This window comes from Pseudomonas azotoformans (assembly GCF_900103345.1).
In the GTDB taxonomy this organism is placed as follows: domain Bacteria; phylum Pseudomonadota; class Gammaproteobacteria; order Pseudomonadales; family Pseudomonadaceae; genus Aquipseudomonas; species Aquipseudomonas azotoformans.
Genome location: NZ_LT629702.1, coordinates 2717975 through 2737271, shown reverse-complemented (window position 1 = coordinate 2737271; position 19297 = coordinate 2717975). Strand labels below are relative to the sequence as shown.

The following is a 19297-nucleotide window of genomic DNA, read 5'->3' as shown; positions in this document are numbered from 1 at the left end:
TGAGCTATCGGAAGCGGTGTTTCGCGTGCGTATCCAGCAGTGCATGTGCAAGGGGCTTCATGAAGCAAAAGCGGACTCTCGGAACGCCACGGTTGTTGGGCATTGTCTGGCCCTTTATCGCCGTGGTGCTGTTCCAGGCATTGTTGGGTTGCGTCAGCCTCTACGTGCTCTCGGCGGTGCGTGGTTATGTGGCTGGCGAAAGCCTGTGGTCCAAGGGCCAGAAAGATGCGATCTACTACCTGACGCTGTATGCCGACAACCGCGACGAAACCACTTATCTCAAATACCAGCAGGCGATCGCCGTGCCCCAGGGCGGGCATGAATTGCGTATTGCCCTGGACCGCTCCACCCCTGATCTTGCTGCCGCTCGATTGGGCATCCTCAAAGGCGGTAACCACCCGGATGACGTTTCCAGCCTGATCTGGCTGTACCTCAACTTCCGCCATTTCAGCTACCTGGAAAAAGCCATCGAGCTGTGGACCGTGGGCGATGGCTATCTGGTGCAACTGGATGACCTGGCGCGCGAGATGCATGGCGCAATCAGCCGCGACCAGGTCAGCGCCAACGATGTGCGTCAATGGAAGGCACATATCACCGCCATCAACGAAGGTGTGACGCCCGCCGCCAAGGCGTTCAGCGATGCCCTGGGCGAAGGTTCGCGGATGATCCTGCGGCTGCTGGTGATCACCAACCTGGCCACGGCCTTGGGCCTGATTGTGCTGGCGCTGCTGCGCACGCATAAACTGCTGGCCCAACGCCACGCCTTTGCCGACGCGCTGCAACAAGAGAAGGAGCGGGCGCAGATCACCCTGGAGTCGATTGGCGACGGGGTGATTACCACTGATGTCGATGGCGCCATCACCTACATGAACCCGGCGGCCGAGGCGCTGACCCACTGGAATTCTGCCCAGGCCCAGGGGTTACCCCTGGCGGCGCTGTTCAACCTGCTGGATGACAATGCCCAGCCCGATGGCTTTACCTTGATCGAACATATCGTCAAGGGTCAGCTCGGCGGCGGCAGCGAGCACTCGAAAACCATCCAGCGCCTGGATGGCAGTACGGTTTCGGTGACCCTGGTGGGCGCGCCGATCCGCAGCGCCGGCAAGGTGACCGGGGCGGTGCTGGTGTTGCACGACATGACCCAGGAGCGTCAATACATCGCCAACCTGTCCTGGCAGGCGACCCACGACGCCCTGACCGGCCTGGCCAACCGTCGTGAGTTCGAGTTTCGCCTGGAACAGGTGCTCCACCCTACGGGGTCGCAGCTGGGCGGGCGGCATGCGCTGATGTTCCTCGACCTGGACCAGTTCAAGTTGGTCAACGACACCTGTGGCCATGCGGCAGGCGACGAGTTGTTGCGGCATATCTGCGCGCTGTTGCAATCGGACCTGCGTGAAGGTGACACCCTGGCGCGCTTGGGCGGCGATGAATTCGGCATTCTGCTGGAGAACTGCCCGGCGGCCGCGGCTGAAAAAATCGCCGAGAGTCTGCGTCATACGGTGCAAAGCCTGCACTTCGTATGGAAGGGCCGGCCGTTCATGACCACCGTCAGCATCGGCCTGGTGCACCTTGGGCATACCCCGACGACCCTGGAAACCTCACTGCGCGCCGCCGACATGGCGTGCTACATGGCCAAGGAAAAGGGCCGCAACCGCGTGCAGGTCTACCACGCCGACGACTCGGAATTGTCCGTGCGCTTCGGCGAAATGGCCTGGGTGCAGCGCCTGCACATGGCCCTGGAAGAAAACCGGTTCTGCCTCTACGCCCAGGAAATCTCACCCCTGGGGCACACTGACGGTGGCGATGGGCACATCGAGATCCTGCTGCGCCTGCATGACGAGGCTGGCCGCATCATCCTTCCGGACAGCTTTATCCCAGCCGCCGAACGCTATGGCTTGATGACGTCCCTGGACCGCTGGGTAGTAGAAAATGTGTTCAAGATCATCAGCCGATGCCTGCAGGAGCGCCCGGGGCGTCCCATGGCGATGTGTGCGATCAACCTGTCGGGCATCACCATTGGTGACGATGACTTCCTCGGGTTTTTGCGTGAGAAGTTTCATACATACAATATTCCGCCGGGCATGATCTGTTTTGAAATCACTGAAACCAGTGCGATTGCAAACTTGGGCAGTGCGATCCGCTTTATCAATGAACTCAAAGCCTTAGGCTGTCATTTCTCGCTGGATGACTTTTGTGCCGGAATGTCCTCATTCGCTTATCTCAAACATTTACCTGTAGACTTCCTGAAGATCGATGGAAGTTTCGTAAAGGATATGCTGGACGACCCGATTAACCGCGCGATGGTCGAAGTGATCAACCACATCGGCCATGTCATGGGTAAGCGCACAATTGCAGAGTTTGTCGAGACACCGCACATCGAACAGGCATTACTCGAAATTGGTGTGGATTACGCTCAGGGCTACCTGATTGAACGACCGCAATTGTTTACCTTTGATAGCTTGCAGTGTCGACCTGTGCGGCCGCAGCCTCTGTTATTCAAGGCGCCCGGCACATTCCGCTGAAAACTTTGCTGGTCTGTACAATCACACTTAAAAAGGAGCCTTACAGTGATCGACACATTCAACAGAACCGGCCCGCTTATGGAAGCCTCAAGTTACCCCGCCTGGGCTCAGAAATTGATCCTGGACTGTAGCGAGAGCAAGCGCCGAGTTGTCGAACACGAACTGTACCAGCGCATGCGCGACAACACGCTCAGCGCCAGGACCCTGCGCCACTACCTGATCGGTGGCTGGCCGGTGGTGGAACAGTTTGCCTTGTACATGGCACAGAACCTGACCAAGACCAAATTTGCCCGCCATCCTGGGGAGGACATGGCGCGCCGCTGGCTGATGCGCAATATTCGTGTGGAACTCAATCACGCCGATTACTGGGTCAATTGGGCCAGTGCCCACGGCGTGAGCCTGGACGAATTGCAGGCCCAGGACGTGCCGCCGGAGTTGCACGCCCTCAGCCATTGGTGCTGGCACACCAGTTCTGCCGATTCGCTGATCGTGGCCATTGCCGCGACCAATTACGCGATCGAAGGCGCGACCGGTGAGTGGTCCGCCGTGGTGTGTTCCACCGGTGTCTACGCGGCGGCTTTCCCCGAGGACGAACGCAAGCGTGCGATGAAGTGGTTGAATATGCATGCCCAGTACGATGACGCCCACCCGTGGGAAGCGCTGGAAATCATCTGCACCCTGGCCGGGATGAACCCGACCAAGGCGTTGCAGGCAGAACTGCGCCAGGCCGTGTGCAAGAGCTACGACTACATGTACCTGTTCCTGGAAAGCTGCATGCGTCTGGAGAAAGAAAAAGCCCCAGCCTTGATGCGTGAGCGCCAGGCGCGGGTTGCCAGCGAAGCCTGATGTAGAGCAGATGGCGGGGTTTACCCCGCCATCGCCAGGCGGTTGCGGCCTTCGCGCTTGGCCACGTACAGCGCGCTGTCGGCCCGGCGCAGCAGGCTTTCGGCAGATTCGGCGGCCAGCAAGGTCGAGCAACCCAGGCTCACCGTCAATTCGATCCGCGTTCCGTCCGCCCAGTAGTCCTGGGCCTGTGCAGCCTGGCGCAGGCGTTCGCCGACCATCGCCGCCGCATCGCGACCGGTGTTGGACAGCAGGATCAGAAACTCTTCCCCGCCATAACGAAACACCATGTCCACGTTCCGCAACTGGCTCTTGATCGATGCCGCCACAGTGCGCAGCACGTTGTCGCCGGCGGCATGGCCGTGGGTGTCGTTGATGGTCTTGAAGTGGTCGATGTCCAGCATCAGCAAGGACAGCGGGTTGAGGTGCCGGCGCGCCATGTCGATTTCCCGTTGCAGGGTCTGGTCCATGGCGATGCGGTTGCCGGTCTCGGTCAGCGGGTCGCGCAGCGCGCTGCGGGTGGCGGCGCGGTAGAGCAGGGCGTTGCGCATCGGGTAGAGCAGGGTCGCCAGCAGCGATTCAAGCTGGCCGAGTTCTTCTTCCAGCAGGCGCTGGTTGCGCCGGAAGATCAGCTCGCCCAGGTGCTCGCCTTCATGGCTCAGGCTGTAGCTCATCGAGTGATGGCCGCGATGGCCAAACTCCAGGCGCAGGTCGCTGGCCTGGTGACGGTAGTGCAGGGCGTCCAGGGGCACCAGGCGTTGGATCTCACGGAAGAACACCGCGAGAATGCGCTCCGGTTCCAGGCTGGTTTGCAGTTGCTGGCCCAGTTGCTGGCGAAGTTCGATAACGGTGGTGGGGCGGCGCGGCAGGAGGGCGGGTTGGCCAAAGCCCAGGCGTTGCAATTTGGCACTGTCAAAGTCAATTGCATGGGTCTGGGTAGGTGTTTTCATAACCGTTTGGCCTCTAAGCACTCAACTGTCTTACAGGCTCGATGAGAGTGGCGAATGCCAAGCGTCTTACTGTTCCTTCAGTTCCGTAAAACATGAGTTACAGTCTAGACCGCTTTACCATGGGTTATAACCCCTGGGCACTGCCGCACGTCTTGTCATCGCTTAACCTGCTTGGACAGGGTTAGAGCGAGATTCATGCCACATTCGTTCAATTAAATAAAAAGCCTTACAAATCAAGCGACTGTTTTTATCGCTAAAAACAGTCGCCGAAGAATGACGCCAGTTATTTGGCAAACGGACGCCGCGCTTACTGTTTTTGCGGATCGAACTGTTTATCGCGGATAAACAACGCAGGGATGACGCCGCAGATGAAGTACGCGCCGCCCATCACCAGGAACCCCATGCCGATGGAGCCATGGGACGCCAGGAAACCAATCGCCGCTGGTGCCACTGCCGCACCAATGCGCCCGATGTTGTAGGCCCCACCCACCGCCGAGCCGCGAAATTTCGCCTCGAAGCTTTCGGTCATGTACGTGGCGTTCACGCCATAGGGAATCCCGTACAGGAAACCGAACACCACCAGCATCCACAGGATGTTCGCCGGGCTCTGGAACAGCACGATCACCGGCAGGAAGATCGCCGTGCCCAGGGCGCCGACGGCGAACACGGTGCGTCGTCCCAGGCGGTCTGCGGCGAGACCGGCGAGGATTTTGCCGAAGATCATCGCCGCGTAGGTGCCGACCATGTAGCTGGTCATCGACTTGAAGTTCATCCCCAGTTCGCTTTCCAGGTAGGAGGGCATCCAGTTATTCACACCGTAGTAGCCGAACTGCAGGAAGCCTGCGGTCAGGGCCCAGAGCAGGAACATGCGGCTGGCTTTCGGGTCGCTGAAGATCAGCTTGAACATACCGTCGGGCTTGTTCTTCAGGGCTTGGCGGGTGCCATTGGCTTTCTCCCGCGCGCGCTCGGCCCTTGCGGTCAGCCAGGCTTGAGGCTCGGGCACCAGGCGTTGCATCAGCACGGCGAGGATCACCGGGATGATCGCCACGTAGAACAACCAGCGCCAGCCGTGCTCGGGCAGGATCCAGCCGGCCAGCAGCGTGGCGACGATGTAACCCACCGACCAGCCGGCCTGCAAGGTGCCGAGCACGGTGGTGCGGTAGCGGGTTGGTACGTATTCGGCCATCAACGTATTGCACGCCACGTACAGCGCGCCCAGGCCGAGGGAGGCGAAGAACCGCGTGCTCGCGAACTGCCAATAGCTGTGGGTCATGCCCAGGATCGCCGTGCCCACGGAGAACAGCACGATGCTCCACACCACGGTTTTGACCCGGCCGAAGCGGTCACAGGCCCAGCCCCCGTAGATGCCACCGATGGCCATCCCGGCCAGGGTGAAACTGCCCAGGCTGCCGGCCTCGACGCTGGTCAGGCCGAATTCGGCCTTGAGGCTGCTGAGGCTGTAGGACAGCAACATCAGGTCTGCGCCATCGATCAACAGGCCGAGGAAGCAGAAGATAAAGACAATGATCCACAGTTTGCTTTTTGCAGGCGACAACGCGCCCGCCGATGCGGCGACTTCCATAGCGATACCTTGTTGTAGTTGTTAGGGCATTGGGTATGGGTGGTGCTTAGCGTTGCGCCGCGCGAATCATGTTGCGGGCAATCACCAGTTGCTGGATCTGCGTAGTGCCTTCGTACAGGCGGAACAGGCGCACATCCCGGTAGAAACGCTCGATGGCGTACTCGCTGATATAGCCGGCGCCGCCATGGATCTGCACGCAGCGGTCAGCCACGCGGCCACACATCTCGGTGGCGAACATCTTCGAGCAGGAGGCTTCGGTGCCAATGTCCTGGCCTTCGTCACGCTTGCGGGCGGCGTCGAGCACCATGCAGCGTGCGGCATAGATTTCGGCCTTGCTGTCGGCGAGCATGGCCTGGATCAACTGGAACTCGGCAATCGGCTGGCCGAATTGCTTGCGTTCGATCGCGTAGATCAGCGCATCGCCCAGCATGCGCTCGGCGGCGCCGACGCTGACGGCGGCAATGTGCAGGCGGCCTTTGTCGAGGACCTTCATGGCGGTCTTGAACCCCACGCCTTCCACGCCACCGATCAACTGGCTGGCCGGCACACGCACGTTGTCGAAGATCACGTCGCTGGTGTGCGCACCTTGCTGGCCCATCTTGTGGTCGCGCTTGCCCAGGGACAGGCCCGGTGTGTCACGTTCGATGATGAACGCGCTGATACCGCCCGAGCCGCGGATCGCCGGATCGGTGCGCGCCATCACCGTGAAAATCCCGGCGTGGGGTGCGTTGGTGATAAAGCGCTTGGTGCCGTTGATCACGTAGTGGTCGCCATCGCGTACGGCGGTGGTTTTCAGCGAGGCGGCGTCGGAGCCGGAGTCGGGTTCGGTGAGGCAGAACGAGCTGAGCAGCGCGCCGCTGGCCAGCAGCGGCAGGTAATGTTCCTTCTGCGCGTCGGTGCCGTCGAGCAGGATGCCGATGGAGCCGATGCCATTGTTGGTGCCGAAGTATGAGCGGAAGGCCGGGGAGGTGCGCCCCAGTTCAAAGGCGATGGTCACCTCTTCTTCCATGGTCAGGCCCAGGCCGCCGTAGGCTTCGGGGATGGTCAGGCCGAACAGGCCCATGTCCTGGAATTGGTTGATGATGTCGGCCGGGATTTCGTCGGTCTCGGCGACTTCGTTTTCCCGTGGGATCAGCGCTTCATCGACGAACTGCGCAATGGCTTCCACCAGGATATGCAGGGTTTGTGCGTCTCGGATCATGTGCAGCCCTCAGCGGCCCGTTCGGCGGGCCTGTTATCGTCAATCTGCCGAGGCCATGCACCGGTCCAGCTAGCGGGTGGCGGCCTCGATATTGTTCACCATGTGCTTGAGGCGGGGGCCGATGTCGTCTTCGAGTTTCTCCCGGGAGAGGTGGAAACTCGGTCCGCCACAGTTGAACGCCAGCAAGCCGTGTTGTGCGTGTCGCAGCGGTACGGCGATGGCATTGACATCGCGGTGCCACTCACCGATCGACATGCAGTAGCCGAAATCGGTGTAGTCCCGGAAGGCGCGTTCCAGCCCCTTGCGGATGTTCGGCCAGTCCTCCAGATGACGCTGGCGGATGTGGTCGAGAATGAACTCCCGCTCGTTTTCCGGCATCGCTGCCAGGCAGGCGCGGCCTGCTGAACTCAAGTGCAACGGCAACCGTGTGCCGACCTGGCGGCGCATGGTCATGTTGGCTTCACCCTGGACCACGTCCAGGTACACCGCGTCGAGGCGGTCCCGGGTGGCCATCGCGACGGCCGCCTGGGCGTACTTGGCCATGGTCTCCATCAACGGGTGGGCCACGGCGCGGATCGACAGGTTCGACAACATGGCGTAACCGAAGGCCATCACGCCCACCTCCAACTGGTACCGGCCCGACTGCGGCAGGTGCCTGAGGTAACCCAAGCGGGTCAGGGTGTGGGTCATGCGGGTGATCGTCGGTTTCGGCAACCCGGTCTTGCGCGCCAGTTCCTGGTTGCCCAGCACGCTCTCGCTTGGCGTGAAACAGCGCAGCAGTTCCAGGCCACGGGCCAGGGCGGTGACGAACTGGCGATCCTTGTCTTCCTCCTCATCGTTGTGCATCGGGTCAATCAACAAATGCTCGAAGGCGTTGTTGCCTGCTGGGACTTCGTTGTTGTCCGAGTCCGGGTTTCGACGGCGCATGTTAAGCCTCATTTTTTTATAAAATCAACAAAACAAAATAGTATTCCGCACAGCGAAACTAAGCAACTTTTTGAGTTGTGATTATTTAATGCGATAAACCCCAGTAAAACAGCGAGTTAGTCACTGTTTTAGAATGAGTTCGGGTTTTTACGTTTACACCTGCGGGGTCGATACTTATGATTATTGACAAATACGGAATGTTATTTCGCACAGCGAAACATATGCAGTCCAACTAACAAGAACAGTGCAGCAGGAGTGAATGTGACCAACGCTAACCCACCCGTGGTGACCCTCGACATCCAGGACAATGGCGTGGCCGTGGTGTGTATCCATCGTCCCGACGTCAAGAACGCCCTGAATGCCCAGGTACGTGAAGCGCTCGCCGAGCATTTCCGTGCACTGGCTCGCCGCCAGGATGTGCGCGCCATTGTGCTGACCGGGGGCGAACAGTTCTTCGTCGCTGGCGCGGATATCAAGGAGTTCGCCGCTGCCGGCGCGATCGATATGTACCGCCGCCACACCGAATACCTGTGGGAAGCCATCAGCCGCTGCCCCAAGCCGGTGATCGCGGCCGTCAATGGTTTTGCCCTGGGCGGTGGCTGCGAGCTGGCGATGCATTGCGACCTGATCGTGGCGGGCGAGTCGGCGCGGTTTGCCCAGCCGGAGGTCAAGCTGGGCTTGATGCCGGGCGCGGGCGGCACCCAGCGGCTGGTGCGGGCGGTGGGTAAATTCCAGGCGATGCGCATTGCGCTTACCGGCTGCATGGTCAGTGCGAAGGAAGCCCTGGCCATGGGCATGCTCAGCGAGATGGTCAGCGACGATCAGACACTGCCCCGCGCCCTGGAACTGGCCGCGCAGATCGCTGCGCTGCCGCCGTTGGCGGTGGAGCAGATCAAGGAGGTGATGCTGGCCGGTGCCGACCTGCCGCTGGAAAGCGCCCTGGTGCTGGAGCGCAAGGCGTTCCAATTGTTGTTCGACTCCAAGGACCAGAAGGAGGGCGCTGCGGCGTTCTTCGAAAAGCGCACGCCGCAATACCGGGGGGAATAAACATGACCGACATTATCAATACGCTGGGCCTGGTGGGCACCGGTGTGATGGGGGCGGGCATTGCGCAAATCGCCGCCCAGGCCGGTGTGGTGGTGCGCCTGTTCGATGCTCGCGACGGCGCTGCGCAAGCGGCCCGTGACAACCTCGGTACCACGTTTGCCAAACTGGTGGGCAAGGGCAAGATCAGCCAGGCGACGATGGACGCGGCGTTGGCCAACTTGCAGGTGGTCGAGCGCATCGACGACCTGCGCGATTGCGACCTGGTGGTGGAAGCCATCGTGGAAAATCTCGACGCCAAGCGCGGCCTGTTGCAACAGCTTGAAGGCATTGTCAGCCCGAGCTGCATCCTGGCGACCAACACCTCGTCACTCTCCGTCACCGCCATCGCCACCGGTTGCCGGCACCCCGAGCGCGTGGCCGGTTTGCATTTCTTCAACCCGGTGCCGTTGATGCGCGTGGTGGAGGTGATCGATGGCCTGGCCACCGCGCCCAAGGTCGGTGAAGCCTTGCTGGCGCTGGTGGCGCGCACCGGCCATCGCGGCGTGCGCGCCAAGGACACCCCTGGTTTCATCGTCAACCACGCGGGCCGGGCCTACGGCACCGAAGCCCTGAAGATGCTGGAGGAAGGCATCGCCGAGCGCGGCGATATCGACCGCATCCTGCGCGACGGCGCCGGGTTTCGCATGGGGCCGCTGGAGCTGCTGGACCTCACCGGCCTGGACGTCTCGCACCCGGTGATGGAGTCGATCTACAACCAGTTCTACCAGGAACCCCGCTACAAGCCATCGCCCCTGACCCGGCAGATGCTGGTGGGCGGTCGCCTGGGACGCAAGACCGGCCACGGCTTCTATCAGTATGAAAACGGCCAACTCATCAACGGCCCGCAGCCCCAACCGGTGCCCACGGTGCAACCGCTGCCACCGGTGTGGATTGCCACGGAAAACAGCCAAGACTACGAGCGCCTGAGTGCCCTGGTGATCGACCTGGGCGCCCATCTGGAACACGCTGCGCAACCGTCGCCGCAGGCGTTGTGCCTATTGGCGCCTTACGGCCGGGATGCCACCAGCGCCTGCGTGCGCTTCGATACCGACCCGGCGCGCACGCTGTGCATCGATGTGCTGACGGACCTTGCACGCCACCGCACGCTGATGCAAAACCCGCTGACGGCCCCGGCGATGCGCGATGCCGCCCACGCCTTGCTCGCAGCGGATGGCGTGGGCGTTACGGTGATCGGCGACAGCGTCGGCTTTGTGGCCCAACGCACCTTGGCGATGGTGGTCAACCTCGCCTGCGACATTGCCCAGCAGCGCATCGCCAGTGTCGAGGATATCGACCAGGCCGTGCAGCTCGGCTTGGGCTACCCCAACGGCCCGCTGGCCTGGGGCGATGCCCTCGGGCCGCGGCGCCTGCTCACAATTTTGCAACGCATGAGCGAACTCACCCATGACCCGCGTTACCGCCCCAGTCCGTGGCTGCGGCGGCGGGCGCTGCTGGGGGTTTCCCTGCGCCATGAAGAGCCGAGCCTCGGCTGATTTCCCAACCTCACAGGATAAGAACAATGGGTGCATTGACAGGTTTGCGGGTGCTGGATCTGAGCCGTGTGTTGGCCGGCCCCTGGTGTGGGCAAGTGTTGGCTGACCTTGGCGCGGAAGTGATCAAGATCGAACGCCCGAAAAGCGGCGACGACACCCGTGGCTGGGGCCCGCCGTGGATGAAGACCGACACCGGTGAGTCGTCGGGCGAGGCTTCGTATTATCAGTCGACCAACCGCGGCAAACTGTCCGTGGCCATCGACATGGCCACTCCCGAAGGGCAGGAGTTGGTACGGGCGCTGGCGGCCAGTTCCGACGTGTTGATCGAGAACTATAAAGCGGGCTCCCTGGCCCGCTACGGTCTGGACTACGCGACCCTGGCCGAGCTCAACCCGCGCCTGGTGTATTGCTCCATCACCGGTTTCGGCCAGACCGGCCCGCGTGCCGAGGAGCCGGGCTACGACTTCATCATCCAGGGCATCGGCGGCCTGATGAGCATCACCGGCGAGCGCGATGACCTGCCCGGCGGCGGCCCGCAAAAAGTCGGCGTGGCGTTCTCCGACCTGATGACCGGCCTGTATTCCACCGTGGCGATCCAGGCTGCGCTGCTCAGCCGTGAGCGCACCGGCGTGGGCCAATACATTGATATGGCGTTGCTGGATGTGCAGGTCGCGACCTTGGCCAACCAAAGCATGAACTACCTGGCCTCGGGCAAGGTGCCGCAGCGCTATGGCAATGCCCACGCCAATATCGTGCCTTACCAGGTGTTCCGTGCCGCCGACCGCGACTTCATCATCGCCTGTGGCAACGACAGCCAGTTTGTCGCGCTGTGCCAGAGCATCGGCCTGGCGCATCTGCCGGACGACCCGCGCTTTCGCCGCAACGCCGACCGCGTGGCCCATCGCGAAGAAATCGTCGCGCTGCTCTCGGCGCACTTTCTGGGGCGCAGTGCCGATGAGTGGGTGGCGTGTATCCATGCCTCGAAGGTGCCGGTGGGGGCGATCAACTCCATCGCGCAATCCCTGGAAGAGCCCCAGGTGCTCGCGCGCAACCTGATGGTGAAGATCCCCCATCCGCAGAACCCGGATTTCGCCATGGTCGGCAGCCCGATCAAAATGTCCGGTACGCCCGTGGAGTACGAGCGGCCGGCGCCGAGGCTGGGGCAGCATACCGACGACATTCTCGGCCGGCGATTGGGCCTGTCGCCGGAGCAACTGGCCCAACTCAAGGCCCGTGGGATTGTCGAACAGCAGGGTTAGACCAGGGTGGTGCGGTCGATCTGCGCGATGGAGGTGACGCCGGTGAGGGTCATGGCTACGCGCATTTCCTTGGCGAAGATGTCCAGCAGGTTTTCCACGCCGTGCTGGCCATCGGCGGCCAGCGCGTAGGCCGTGGCGCGGCCCAGCAGGCAGGCCTTGGCGCCCAGGGCGAGCATGCGCACCACGTCCAGCCCGGAACGGATGCCGGAGTCGACCAAGACGGTAAGGTCATCGCCCACCGCATCGGCAATCGGCGGCAAGGCCTTGGCGGTGGACAGCACGCCGTCCAGTTGGCGGCCGCCGTGGTTGGAGACCACGATGCCGTCGGCACCGAAACTCACTGCATCCTTGGCGTCCTGGGGGTCGAGGATGCCTTTGATGATCATCGGGCCTTTCCAGAATTCGCGGATCCACTCCAGGTCTTTCCAACTGATGGATGCATCGAAATTGTTTGCCAGCCAGCCGATGTAGTCTTCCAGGTGGGTGGGTTTGCCCAGGTACCTGGAGATATTGCCCAGGTCATGGGGACGGCCCATCAGGCCCACGTCGAAGGCCCATTGCGGCTTGGTGACGGCTTGCAGCATGCGTCGCTGTGCGGCGAACGGGCCGGACATGCCCGAATGGGCATCGCGATACCGTGCGCCGGGCGTGGGCATGTCCACGGTAAACACCAGCGTCGTCACACCGGCTGCCTGCGCGCGCTCCAGCGCGTTGCGCATGAAGCCGCGGTCCTTGAGCACATACAACTGGAACCAGATCGCCTGCGCGCTTTGCGACGCCACTTCTTCAATCGGGCACACCGACACCGTCGACAGGCAGAACCGAATGCCCTTGTTCGTTGCCGCCTTGGCCGCCTGCACTTCACCGCGCCGCGCGTACATGCCGGTCAGGCCGACCGGGCTGAGGATCACCGGCATGTCGAGTTCCTGGCCGAACACGCTGGTCTTCAGGCTCAGGTTGTCGACATTGCGCAGGATGCGCTGGCGCAGGCTGATCTCGGCCAGGTCCGAGCTGTTCGCGCGCATCGTGTGTTCGGCGTAGGCGCCGCCGTCGATGTAGTCGAACAGGAAACGCGGGAGCTTGCGCTTGGCGGCTGCGCGGTAGTCGGAGGCGGACGAGATGATCATTGTTGGAGGCTCCACGGGCAAGGTGGCGTCAGGATAGGCAATTCTCTGGCATGATAAAAACAACTTTTATCGCTGGCAGCAAGTCGCCAAAGGAATACTGATGAACCTGAGAACATTGCGTGCCTTTGTCGAAGTGGTGCGCCAGGGTGGTTTTTCCCAGGCTGCCGAGGTGGTGTCCCTGACCCAATCCAGCGTGAGCAAGGCGGTCAAGACTCTGGAAGACGAACTGGGCACGCCGCTGCTCAATCGCCTCGGGCATCGCAACGAACTCACCGCCGCCGGCGAAATCGCCTACCGTCGCGCCCTGGTGCTGCTCGCCGAGCGCAATGACCTGGTGGCCGAGATCAACGACCTGTGTGGCCTCAAGCGCGGCGTACTGCGCATCGGCCTGCCGCCGGTGGGTTGCGGCGTGCTGTTCGCGACCATGTTCGCCACCTACCGCAGCCGCTACCCGGACATCGACATCGAACTCACCGAATACGGCAGCAAAAAACTGCGCGAGTGCCTGGAAGCGGGGGAGGTCGACCTGGCAGCGCTGCTGCTGCCGGTGGACGAAGACTTTGACTACCAGCCCGTGCGCAACGAACCGTTGATGGCCGTGCTGCCCATCAGCCACCCGCTGGCCCGCCTTGAACGTATCGACTTCACCGACCTGGCCGATTCGCCGTTCATCCTGTTTGAAGCCGGCTTCGCCCTCAATGCCAAGATTCTCGCTGCCTGCGAGCGTAAAGGCGTCAACCCCAAGGTGACCGCCCGCAGCGGGCAGATCGACTTCATCATCGACCTGGTCGCCGCCGGCCTGGGCGTAGCCTTCGTACCACGCATGCTGGCGCACAAACACCAGCACCCCGGCATTGCCCTGATCCCCTTGGACGAGCCCTACACCGACTGGCACATCGCCCTGGCCTGGCGCGCCAGCGCCCACCTGCCCCCCGCCGCCCTGGCCTGGCTGGAACTGGCCAGGGAGCACACCATTTCAACCGGTCATCCGGTTTAATCACGCCGAATGCCAGAGAAAGCTTGACTTCTCCTTTTCAATCAGTAACATACGGCGCATTCCGCGATAGCTCAGTTGGTAGAGCAAATGACTGTTAATCATTGGGTCCCTGGTTCGAGTCCAGGTCGTGGAGCCAGATAGCGACATAAAGAGAAGCCTGCAGAGATGCAGGCTTTTTTTTGCCTTGGATTTCTCCAGGGTGATCAAAGCGCACAGCGTGATAGGCATGAAGGCGTCTCTAATCCTACGATTCAGAGGGAAGCCCCATGAAAGTCGCTGCAGTGGTTTCAACCAAAGACGGCAGAGTCGGCGTAGCGAACGTCAGGATTCAGCCCCAGGCGGATGACCGAAGTACGCCTTGTAGGCGTGGTTGAAGTTGGCAGGGTTGGCGTACCCCAGGCGGTGGGCAATCTGCGCCACGTGCCATTTGCGCTGGCGCAGCAGGGTGCGCGCCAGTTCCAGGCGCTGCTGGCGCACGTAATCGAGCATCGATTGGCCGTACACCCGGCTGAAGGCACGTCTGAGGGTGGTTTCACCCACGCCCAGTTCCCGTGCCAGCGCCAGCGTGCCGGGTGGTTTCATCAGGTTTGCGTCGAGCTTGAAGCGTGCTTCATGTGCAAGGTCCGAATGGCTGCGCAACGGGGCCGTGGGCTTGGCCGGTTGTGGCGCCAGGTGCGTGGCCAGCTCGACCAGCACGGCCAGGCTCAGGCTTTCCTGGTTCAGCCGTTCCAACGCCCCCTGGTAGGGCGAGTGATAAAGGCGCTCGAACAAACGCCCGACGGCGCGACAGCCGTGCAGTTCTGAAAAGTGCATGCCATCGTCGAGCAGCCTGGCCAGCGATTGCAGTGACGGGTCTTCTTCGGCCAATTGGCGCAGATAGTCGCCGCCGATGCGCAGCCCGGCCATGCGCGCACGGCTACCGGCAGGCATCTGGTCCATGGCTTCCATGCTTTCGCTCAAGCCCAGCACATGGGGCGCGCCGGGGGTGTATTCATTTAGCCGGCCGTCTACCTGATGCTGCCATTGCCCACCCAGTACCTGCACGATGCACACACTGTCGGGCAGCACCTTGTGGATGCGTAACGGTTCGGGGAACTGCAGATCGCAGTCGAAATACTGCAGGTGCGGCCGCACCGTCTGCGCACGGTAATGGCCGATCGCGCTGCCCATGACCTGCTGCGCGCTGTCATCGAATACACCGGCCTGGTCCAGGGCCTCTGGGTGATCGAAGCAGAAGTGGGTGTCCAGATAGGGGTTGCGGCGGTCCATTGGCAAAAGCGTCCGTCAGAGCGGGTGGGCAGCGTTGCATGATATCGACATCGGGCAGCCCGATCAGTTGTTGTGAGTCACGGCCTTATTGTTGTGCGCCACGGCCGTGCCGCTTGGCAGGCGTCGGCGCGTTGATTTCAATGGTCGGCTTTGAACTGTCGAGGAAGCCGTAAATGTTGATATATCGCAAGTGGGCAGCGCTGCTGGGCCTGGTTCTGGCCGTGATCGCGGGGATCGCCCAGGCTGACAACCGCCCGGAAGTCGCGGAAAAAGTGCTGGCCTATGCCGGCGAAGGCGGCGTGAAAGTCTGGACCCTGCGCATCGGCGCGCGCAGTGACAATCAGGCGCTGGTGCAGGTAGAGGGCGTGGACCACGACTGGAACATGAAGATCCAGAAAATGGCCGTGGAAAAGACCGGCAAGGACACCCGCTATTCCACCACCGTGGACGGCCAGAAGTTCGTCGTGCTGGTGCTGCGTCAAGGCTGGGGCGAGCTGTACTTGCCCGGCGACGCTCAAGCGTTGAACGTTGGCTATGACGAGTTCCTGTCCAGCCAAGGCAATGCGCAGGCATTCCTGACCGATTATTTGCAGGCCAACTGAGCAGTGGGTCGATTCGCACGGTGGTCGTGGGCGCTGACGATACTGGTACTGCCGCTGGCCCTGATGGGGTGGGCCAGTCTGCAGAGCTGGCGCGCCGATGAAGTGCTGCGGGACGCGCAAAGTATCGACGGCGACTACGCCTGGCTGCGTGTGCGTCAGGCCCTGGCGGGGTTGGCGTACTGGCTGGCCATCGCCGCGTTGGTGGCCGGGCTCTCAACATGGCTCAAGATGCGGCTGGACGCATGGCGCGCGCGGCAATCCAAGGACTTTCTCTACGGCCGTCTGTTCCTCTGCTGGCGTGCTCTGGGCCACTGGTTGGTGGCCTACACCGGGCTGCTGGTCTGCGCGCTGGCGCTGTGCCTGCTGTATGAACTGAGCTGGGGCTGGAGCCACTTCAAGGCCGGCGGCTGGTTCATGCTGTTGGTGGCGGTGCCAGTGATTACCGTGCTCTGGACAGGCTGCCGGTTGATTGAGCGGTTGCGCCGGCAATGGCACGCCTTGGACCGGCCTTCCTCGGCGTTTCTGGGTCAAACCCTGGGGCGCGACAAGGCACCGGCCTTATGGACGTGGGTTGAGCAACTGGCCAATACGGCCGGCGCGCCGGTGCCCGACCATATCGTGGTGGGCATCGACCAGGCGTTTTTCGTCACCAGCGTCAATGTCGCGCTGCAACCCGCCGGTGACGTGCTCAGCGGGCGCACCCTTTACTTGCCGCTGACCTACCTCTCGAGCCTGAGCCAGGCCGAAGCGGCGTCGATCATCGGCCATGAGCTGGGCCATTTCAGCAGTCGCGACACCGAACGGGGCAGCGAGATCGGGGCGCATTTCAGCCTGATGTGCCTGCACTTTTCGTATATCAGCGCTGGGGATGCCGACCCGGCGTGGGTCGAGCGCCCGGCAATCTGGATGACGCAGCGTTTCCTGCACCACTTTCAACTGGCGGTGCACCACTGGGGCCGCGCCCAGGAATTGGTCGCAGATAGGGTGGGCGGCAACATCGGCGGTGAGCGCTTATTTTGCCAGGCACTGTTACGCGTTATCGCGCTCGACTGTGAGATCCACACGCTGCTCACCGAGCGCCACCCGAACCTGATCCAGGCCCTTGCCGACCACCTGCTCCATACACCGCTGCGCTTGGACAAGGCAGCGCTGGACCATGCCATCGCGCACCCGTTCGATACGCACCCGCCGACAGCACTGCGCATGCAGCAACTGGGCGTGCGACTGGATGACGACCTGCTGGCCCAGGCCACTCGCGTGCCTACCGAGCACGACCGCCACTGGTTCAGCCAACTCACCCATGCATCGTCCTCCGATGTCTGGCTGCCTGTATCACCGCCTATATCAATCGCTCAAGGAGAATGACCCATGACCCAACCCTCCGATCCGCTGTCGGATCTCGCCAGCACACTCAGTCAGGAATATGCCGACTCCCGCGAAGCTCAGCGCGAGCGTGCGATCGCCGAACTCGAGCAGGTCATCCATCGCGTGCCCGAGCAGACCGAATTCACCAATTCGCGCCGTTACAAGGTGCGCGGTCCGCTGTTTTTGCTGATTGCCCTGGGCTTGCTGGGCTTCGGGCTGCACCGAGGTTACAACGGCTTGGCCGTGTGTGCCGCGGTGATGGCCGTGGTGTTCGTACTGCTCACTTGGCAGCACCGCAACGCCGGGCAACATGCCTTTATGCGCCTGACCCGCCGCCAGTTGTTTGTGGACACCTTGAGTGCGCCGGTCGATCTCGTCGAAATTGCCGACGTCAGCGTCAGTGAGGAAGGCTGGCTGACCGTGCAGAAACTGATTTTGCGACCCGGTGCGCCCCTGCCTGTGCATCGCGCCACGCGACAGCTGTTCGGCAACCAGGCGCTGGCCCTGAACAAACCCCAGCCGCAGATCCTGATTCAATCCGCCGGCCTGATGCATGAGGGCCATACCCTGGATGACGACCAGATCGCAGGCATCCTCAACGCCTATTGCCAAGCTGCCCAGGCCCAACAACATCTTGATGCGCTGCGCCAGGGCACTCAGCGCGATTCCGGAGCGGTTGTACGGTAGAGCCGGTTCAGGGTTGTTGAAATTGCCTCGCTGCATTGACATCCAGATCCGCAAATCAACCTGTTGAGCATTCAGTTTATGACCGTGATCGCGCCAGTTGCGATGGCCGCGATCAACATCACCAGCACGGTGCCGAAGGTCCACTTCAGCGAGACCCGCTGGTTATCGCCATAGTCAATGTCCAGCAGCCCGCACAGTAGGTAGGTGGAGGCCACCAGCGGGCTGAGCAGGTGCACTGGCTGGCCGATCAACGAGGCGATGGCCATTTCGTGGGGGCCGATGCCGTAGTGGGCAGCGGTTTCGGCGAGGATGGGCAGCACTCCAAAATAGAACGCGTCGTTGGTCAGGACGTAGGTGAACGGCATGCTGAGCAGCGCGGTGATGACTGACATGCCGTGGCCAGCCTGCTCTGGCAGGATGGCGATCAGGTTATCGGAGATAGCCTTGATCATCCCGGTGCCGCCCATGATGCCGACGAAGATGCCCGCCGCAAAAATCAGCAGGGTCACGGCCAGCACGTTGTCGGCGTGCCGACCGATGACTTCCTTCTGCTGTTTGAGCGTCGGGTAGTTGATCAGGCAACCCAGGCCGAAGGCGACCATGAACAGGATCGGCAGCGGCATCAGGCTGAGCATCATCGAGCTGATGAGGGCGACCGTCAGGACCACATTGAACAGAAATTTCGGGTCGCTCAGGCGAACGTGTGCGTAGCCTTCGAGCACCTTGTCTTCGCTGACGCTGACAATACCCAAACGGCGGTATTCCATTCGACCTAGCCACCAGGCGGCAAAAATCACCCATACACCGCCAGCAATCATGATGGGAACCATCTGTAAAAACAGCTCGGTGATGTCGACGTGCATGGCACTGGCCGCTCGCGAAAACGGCCCGGCCCACGGCAGGATGTTCATCACCCCGATGGCCAGCAGTAGCACGGTGGCCATGACCTGCAAACGAATGCCGGTCAGACGATACAGCGGCAAAAAAGCTGCTGTGGCGATGATGTACGTGGTTGCGCCGTCGCCGTCCAGGCCGACGCACAACCCCAGCACGGCGGTGCCGACAACGATCTTGCGCGGGTCGCCCTTGACCAGCCGCAACAGCACCTTGATCAGCGGGTTGAACAGACCGGCGTCGGTCATCATGCAGAAATACAGGATTGCGAAGGTCAACATGATGCCGGTGGGGGCGAGCATCTTCACGCCGTCGTACATCATGCCGCCCAGTTGCGTGGCGAAACCGCCGAGGCAACCGAAGAGGATCGGCACCAGCAGCAGCGCCACCAGCGGTGAAAGGCGCTTGCTCATGATCAGGTACATGAAGCAGACGATCATGGCGTAGCTCAGAAAGATCAACATGGGCATCCCTTTTATTGGTTTTGTAGGGG

At 61.9% G+C, this 19297-nt stretch carries 16 protein-coding genes and 1 tRNA gene; 10 read left to right on the top strand and 7 right to left on the bottom strand.

Annotation, left to right across the window (positions count from 1 at the left end; translation table 11 throughout):
* Nucleotides 1-59 precede the first annotated feature (59 nt).
* Together BLR69_RS12135 and BLR69_RS12130 are read left to right on the top strand one after the other, a co-directional pair.
* Complete coding sequence (locus BLR69_RS12135) at nucleotides 60-2522, top strand: EAL domain-containing protein (protein ID WP_071492778.1); 2463 nt, start codon at nucleotides 60-62, stop codon at nucleotides 2520-2522.
* A 78-nt stretch (nucleotides 2523-2600) separates the two neighbouring features.
* Nucleotides 2601-3368, top strand: a complete 768-nt coding sequence (locus BLR69_RS12130) for a TenA family transcriptional regulator (RefSeq protein WP_371858630.1) — start codon at nucleotides 2601-2603, stop codon at nucleotides 3366-3368.
* 20 nt (nucleotides 3369-3388) lie between these two features.
* Here BLR69_RS12130 and BLR69_RS12125 read toward each other — a convergent pair whose 3' ends face one another.
* From BLR69_RS12125 to BLR69_RS12110, 4 genes are all read right to left on the bottom strand, one after another.
* Complete coding sequence (locus BLR69_RS12125; RefSeq protein WP_071492780.1) at nucleotides 3389-4315, bottom strand: GGDEF domain-containing protein; 927 nt, start codon at nucleotides 4313-4315, stop codon at nucleotides 3389-3391.
* 307 nt (nucleotides 4316-4622) lie between these two features.
* Nucleotides 4623-5897 carry an MFS transporter gene (locus BLR69_RS12120; RefSeq protein ID WP_071492781.1) on the bottom strand — a complete coding sequence of 425 codons (1275 nt, stop codon included), beginning with the start codon at nucleotides 5895-5897 and terminating at the stop codon, nucleotides 4623-4625.
* A gap of 46 nt (nucleotides 5898-5943) precedes the next feature.
* Complete coding sequence (locus BLR69_RS12115) at nucleotides 5944-7098, bottom strand: acyl-CoA dehydrogenase family protein (RefSeq protein WP_071492782.1); 1155 nt, start codon at nucleotides 7096-7098, stop codon at nucleotides 5944-5946.
* A gap of 69 nt (nucleotides 7099-7167) precedes the next feature.
* Nucleotides 7168-8037, bottom strand: a complete 870-nt coding sequence (locus BLR69_RS12110) for an IclR family transcriptional regulator (RefSeq protein ID WP_071492783.1) — start codon at nucleotides 8035-8037, stop codon at nucleotides 7168-7170.
* A 249-nt stretch (nucleotides 8038-8286) separates the two neighbouring features.
* Here BLR69_RS12110 and BLR69_RS12105 point away from each other — a divergent pair, with 249 nt between their 5' ends.
* The 3 genes from BLR69_RS12105 to BLR69_RS12095 are packed head-to-tail and all read left to right on the top strand — an operon-like array spanning nucleotide 8287 to nucleotide 11863.
* Entirely contained in the window at nucleotides 8287-9072 is a 786-nt protein-coding gene (locus tag BLR69_RS12105; protein ID WP_071492784.1) for an enoyl-CoA hydratase, read from the top strand.
* Nucleotides 9073-9074: 2 nt separating this feature from the next.
* Nucleotides 9075-10604: a 3-hydroxyacyl-CoA dehydrogenase gene (locus tag BLR69_RS12100; protein WP_071492785.1), complete on the top strand. Its 1530-nt coding sequence runs from the start codon at nucleotides 9075-9077 to the stop codon at nucleotides 10602-10604.
* 26 nt (nucleotides 10605-10630) lie between these two features.
* Entirely contained in the window at nucleotides 10631-11863 is a 1233-nt protein-coding gene (locus tag BLR69_RS12095; RefSeq protein ID WP_071492786.1) for a CaiB/BaiF CoA transferase family protein, read from the top strand.
* Here BLR69_RS12095 and lldD read toward each other — a convergent pair.
* Nucleotides 11860-12990, bottom strand: coding sequence for an FMN-dependent L-lactate dehydrogenase LldD (gene lldD, locus BLR69_RS12090; RefSeq protein ID WP_071492787.1), 1131 nt, complete (start codon nucleotides 12988-12990; stop codon nucleotides 11860-11862). The genes BLR69_RS12095 and lldD overlap by 4 nt on opposite strands.
* Nucleotides 12991-13090: 100 nt before the next feature.
* Between lldD and BLR69_RS12085 the strand changes: the two genes are divergently transcribed.
* Nucleotides 13091-13987: a LysR family transcriptional regulator gene (locus BLR69_RS12085; protein ID WP_071492788.1), complete on the top strand. Its 897-nt coding sequence runs from the start codon at nucleotides 13091-13093 to the stop codon at nucleotides 13985-13987.
* Nucleotides 13988-14047: 60 nt separating this feature from the next.
* Nucleotides 14048-14123, top strand: a tRNA-Asn gene (locus tag BLR69_RS12080).
* Between the two features lie 185 nt (nucleotides 14124-14308).
* Here the strand turns inward: BLR69_RS12080 and BLR69_RS12075 are convergent.
* On the bottom strand, nucleotides 14309-15256 hold the full coding sequence (locus tag BLR69_RS12075; protein ID WP_058424977.1) for a helix-turn-helix transcriptional regulator: 948 nt from the start codon (nucleotides 15254-15256) through the stop codon (nucleotides 14309-14311).
* Nucleotides 15257-15429: 173 nt separating this feature from the next.
* Here BLR69_RS12075 and BLR69_RS12070 point away from each other — a divergent pair, with 173 nt between their 5' ends.
* Genes BLR69_RS12070 through BLR69_RS12060 form a run of 3 tightly spaced genes read left to right on the top strand, consistent with a single transcriptional unit; the run spans nucleotide 15430 to nucleotide 17910 of the window.
* Nucleotides 15430-15858 carry a hypothetical protein gene (locus BLR69_RS12070; protein ID WP_071492789.1) on the top strand — a complete coding sequence of 143 codons (429 nt, stop codon included), beginning with the start codon at nucleotides 15430-15432 and terminating at the stop codon, nucleotides 15856-15858.
* 3 nt (nucleotides 15859-15861) lie between these two features.
* Entirely contained in the window at nucleotides 15862-17223 is a 1362-nt protein-coding gene (locus BLR69_RS12065; RefSeq protein ID WP_232000978.1) for a M48 family metallopeptidase, read from the top strand.
* A 3-nt stretch (nucleotides 17224-17226) separates the two neighbouring features.
* Nucleotides 17227-17910 (top strand): hypothetical protein, encoded by a 684-nt coding sequence (locus BLR69_RS12060; protein WP_071492790.1) that lies wholly within the window; start codon nucleotides 17227-17229, stop codon nucleotides 17908-17910.
* Nucleotides 17911-17981: 71 nt separating this feature from the next.
* Here the strand turns inward: BLR69_RS12060 and BLR69_RS12055 are convergent, their stop codons facing one another.
* Nucleotides 17982-19268 (bottom strand): CitMHS family transporter, encoded by a 1287-nt coding sequence (locus BLR69_RS12055; protein ID WP_058424974.1) that lies wholly within the window; start codon nucleotides 19266-19268, stop codon nucleotides 17982-17984.
* Nucleotides 19269-19297 lie beyond the last annotated feature (29 nt).

Coding starts and splice junctions, on each gene's coding strand:
- BLR69_RS12135 (WP_071492778.1), top strand. CDS start 60: ATGAAGCAAAAGCGGACTCTCGGAACGCCACGGTTGTTGGGCATTGTC.
- BLR69_RS12130 (WP_371858630.1), top strand. CDS start 2,601: ATGGAAGCCTCAAGTTACCCCGCCTGGGCTCAGAAATTGATCCTGGAC.
- lldD (WP_071492787.1), bottom strand. CDS start 12,990: ATGATCATCTCGTCCGCCTCCGACTACCGCGCAGCCGCCAAGCGCAAG.
- BLR69_RS12125 (WP_071492780.1), bottom strand. CDS start 4,315: ATGAAAACACCTACCCAGACCCATGCAATTGACTTTGACAGTGCCAAA.
- BLR69_RS12120 (WP_071492781.1), bottom strand. CDS start 5,897: ATGGAAGTCGCCGCATCGGCGGGCGCGTTGTCGCCTGCAAAAAGCAAA.
- BLR69_RS12085 (WP_071492788.1), top strand. CDS start 13,091: ATGAACCTGAGAACATTGCGTGCCTTTGTCGAAGTGGTGCGCCAGGGT.
- BLR69_RS12095 (WP_071492786.1), top strand. CDS start 10,631: ATGGGTGCATTGACAGGTTTGCGGGTGCTGGATCTGAGCCGTGTGTTG.
- BLR69_RS12070 (WP_071492789.1), top strand. CDS start 15,430: ATGTTGATATATCGCAAGTGGGCAGCGCTGCTGGGCCTGGTTCTGGCC.
- BLR69_RS12075 (WP_058424977.1), bottom strand. CDS start 15,256: ATGGACCGCCGCAACCCCTATCTGGACACCCACTTCTGCTTCGATCAC.
- BLR69_RS12115 (WP_071492782.1), bottom strand. CDS start 7,098: ATGATCCGAGACGCACAAACCCTGCATATCCTGGTGGAAGCCATTGCG.
- BLR69_RS12055 (WP_058424974.1), bottom strand. CDS start 19,268: ATGTTGATCTTTCTGAGCTACGCCATGATCGTCTGCTTCATGTACCTG.
- BLR69_RS12100 (WP_071492785.1), top strand. CDS start 9,075: ATGACCGACATTATCAATACGCTGGGCCTGGTGGGCACCGGTGTGATG.
- BLR69_RS12060 (WP_071492790.1), top strand. CDS start 17,227: ATGACCCAACCCTCCGATCCGCTGTCGGATCTCGCCAGCACACTCAGT.
- BLR69_RS12110 (WP_071492783.1), bottom strand. CDS start 8,037: ATGAGGCTTAACATGCGCCGTCGAAACCCGGACTCGGACAACAACGAA.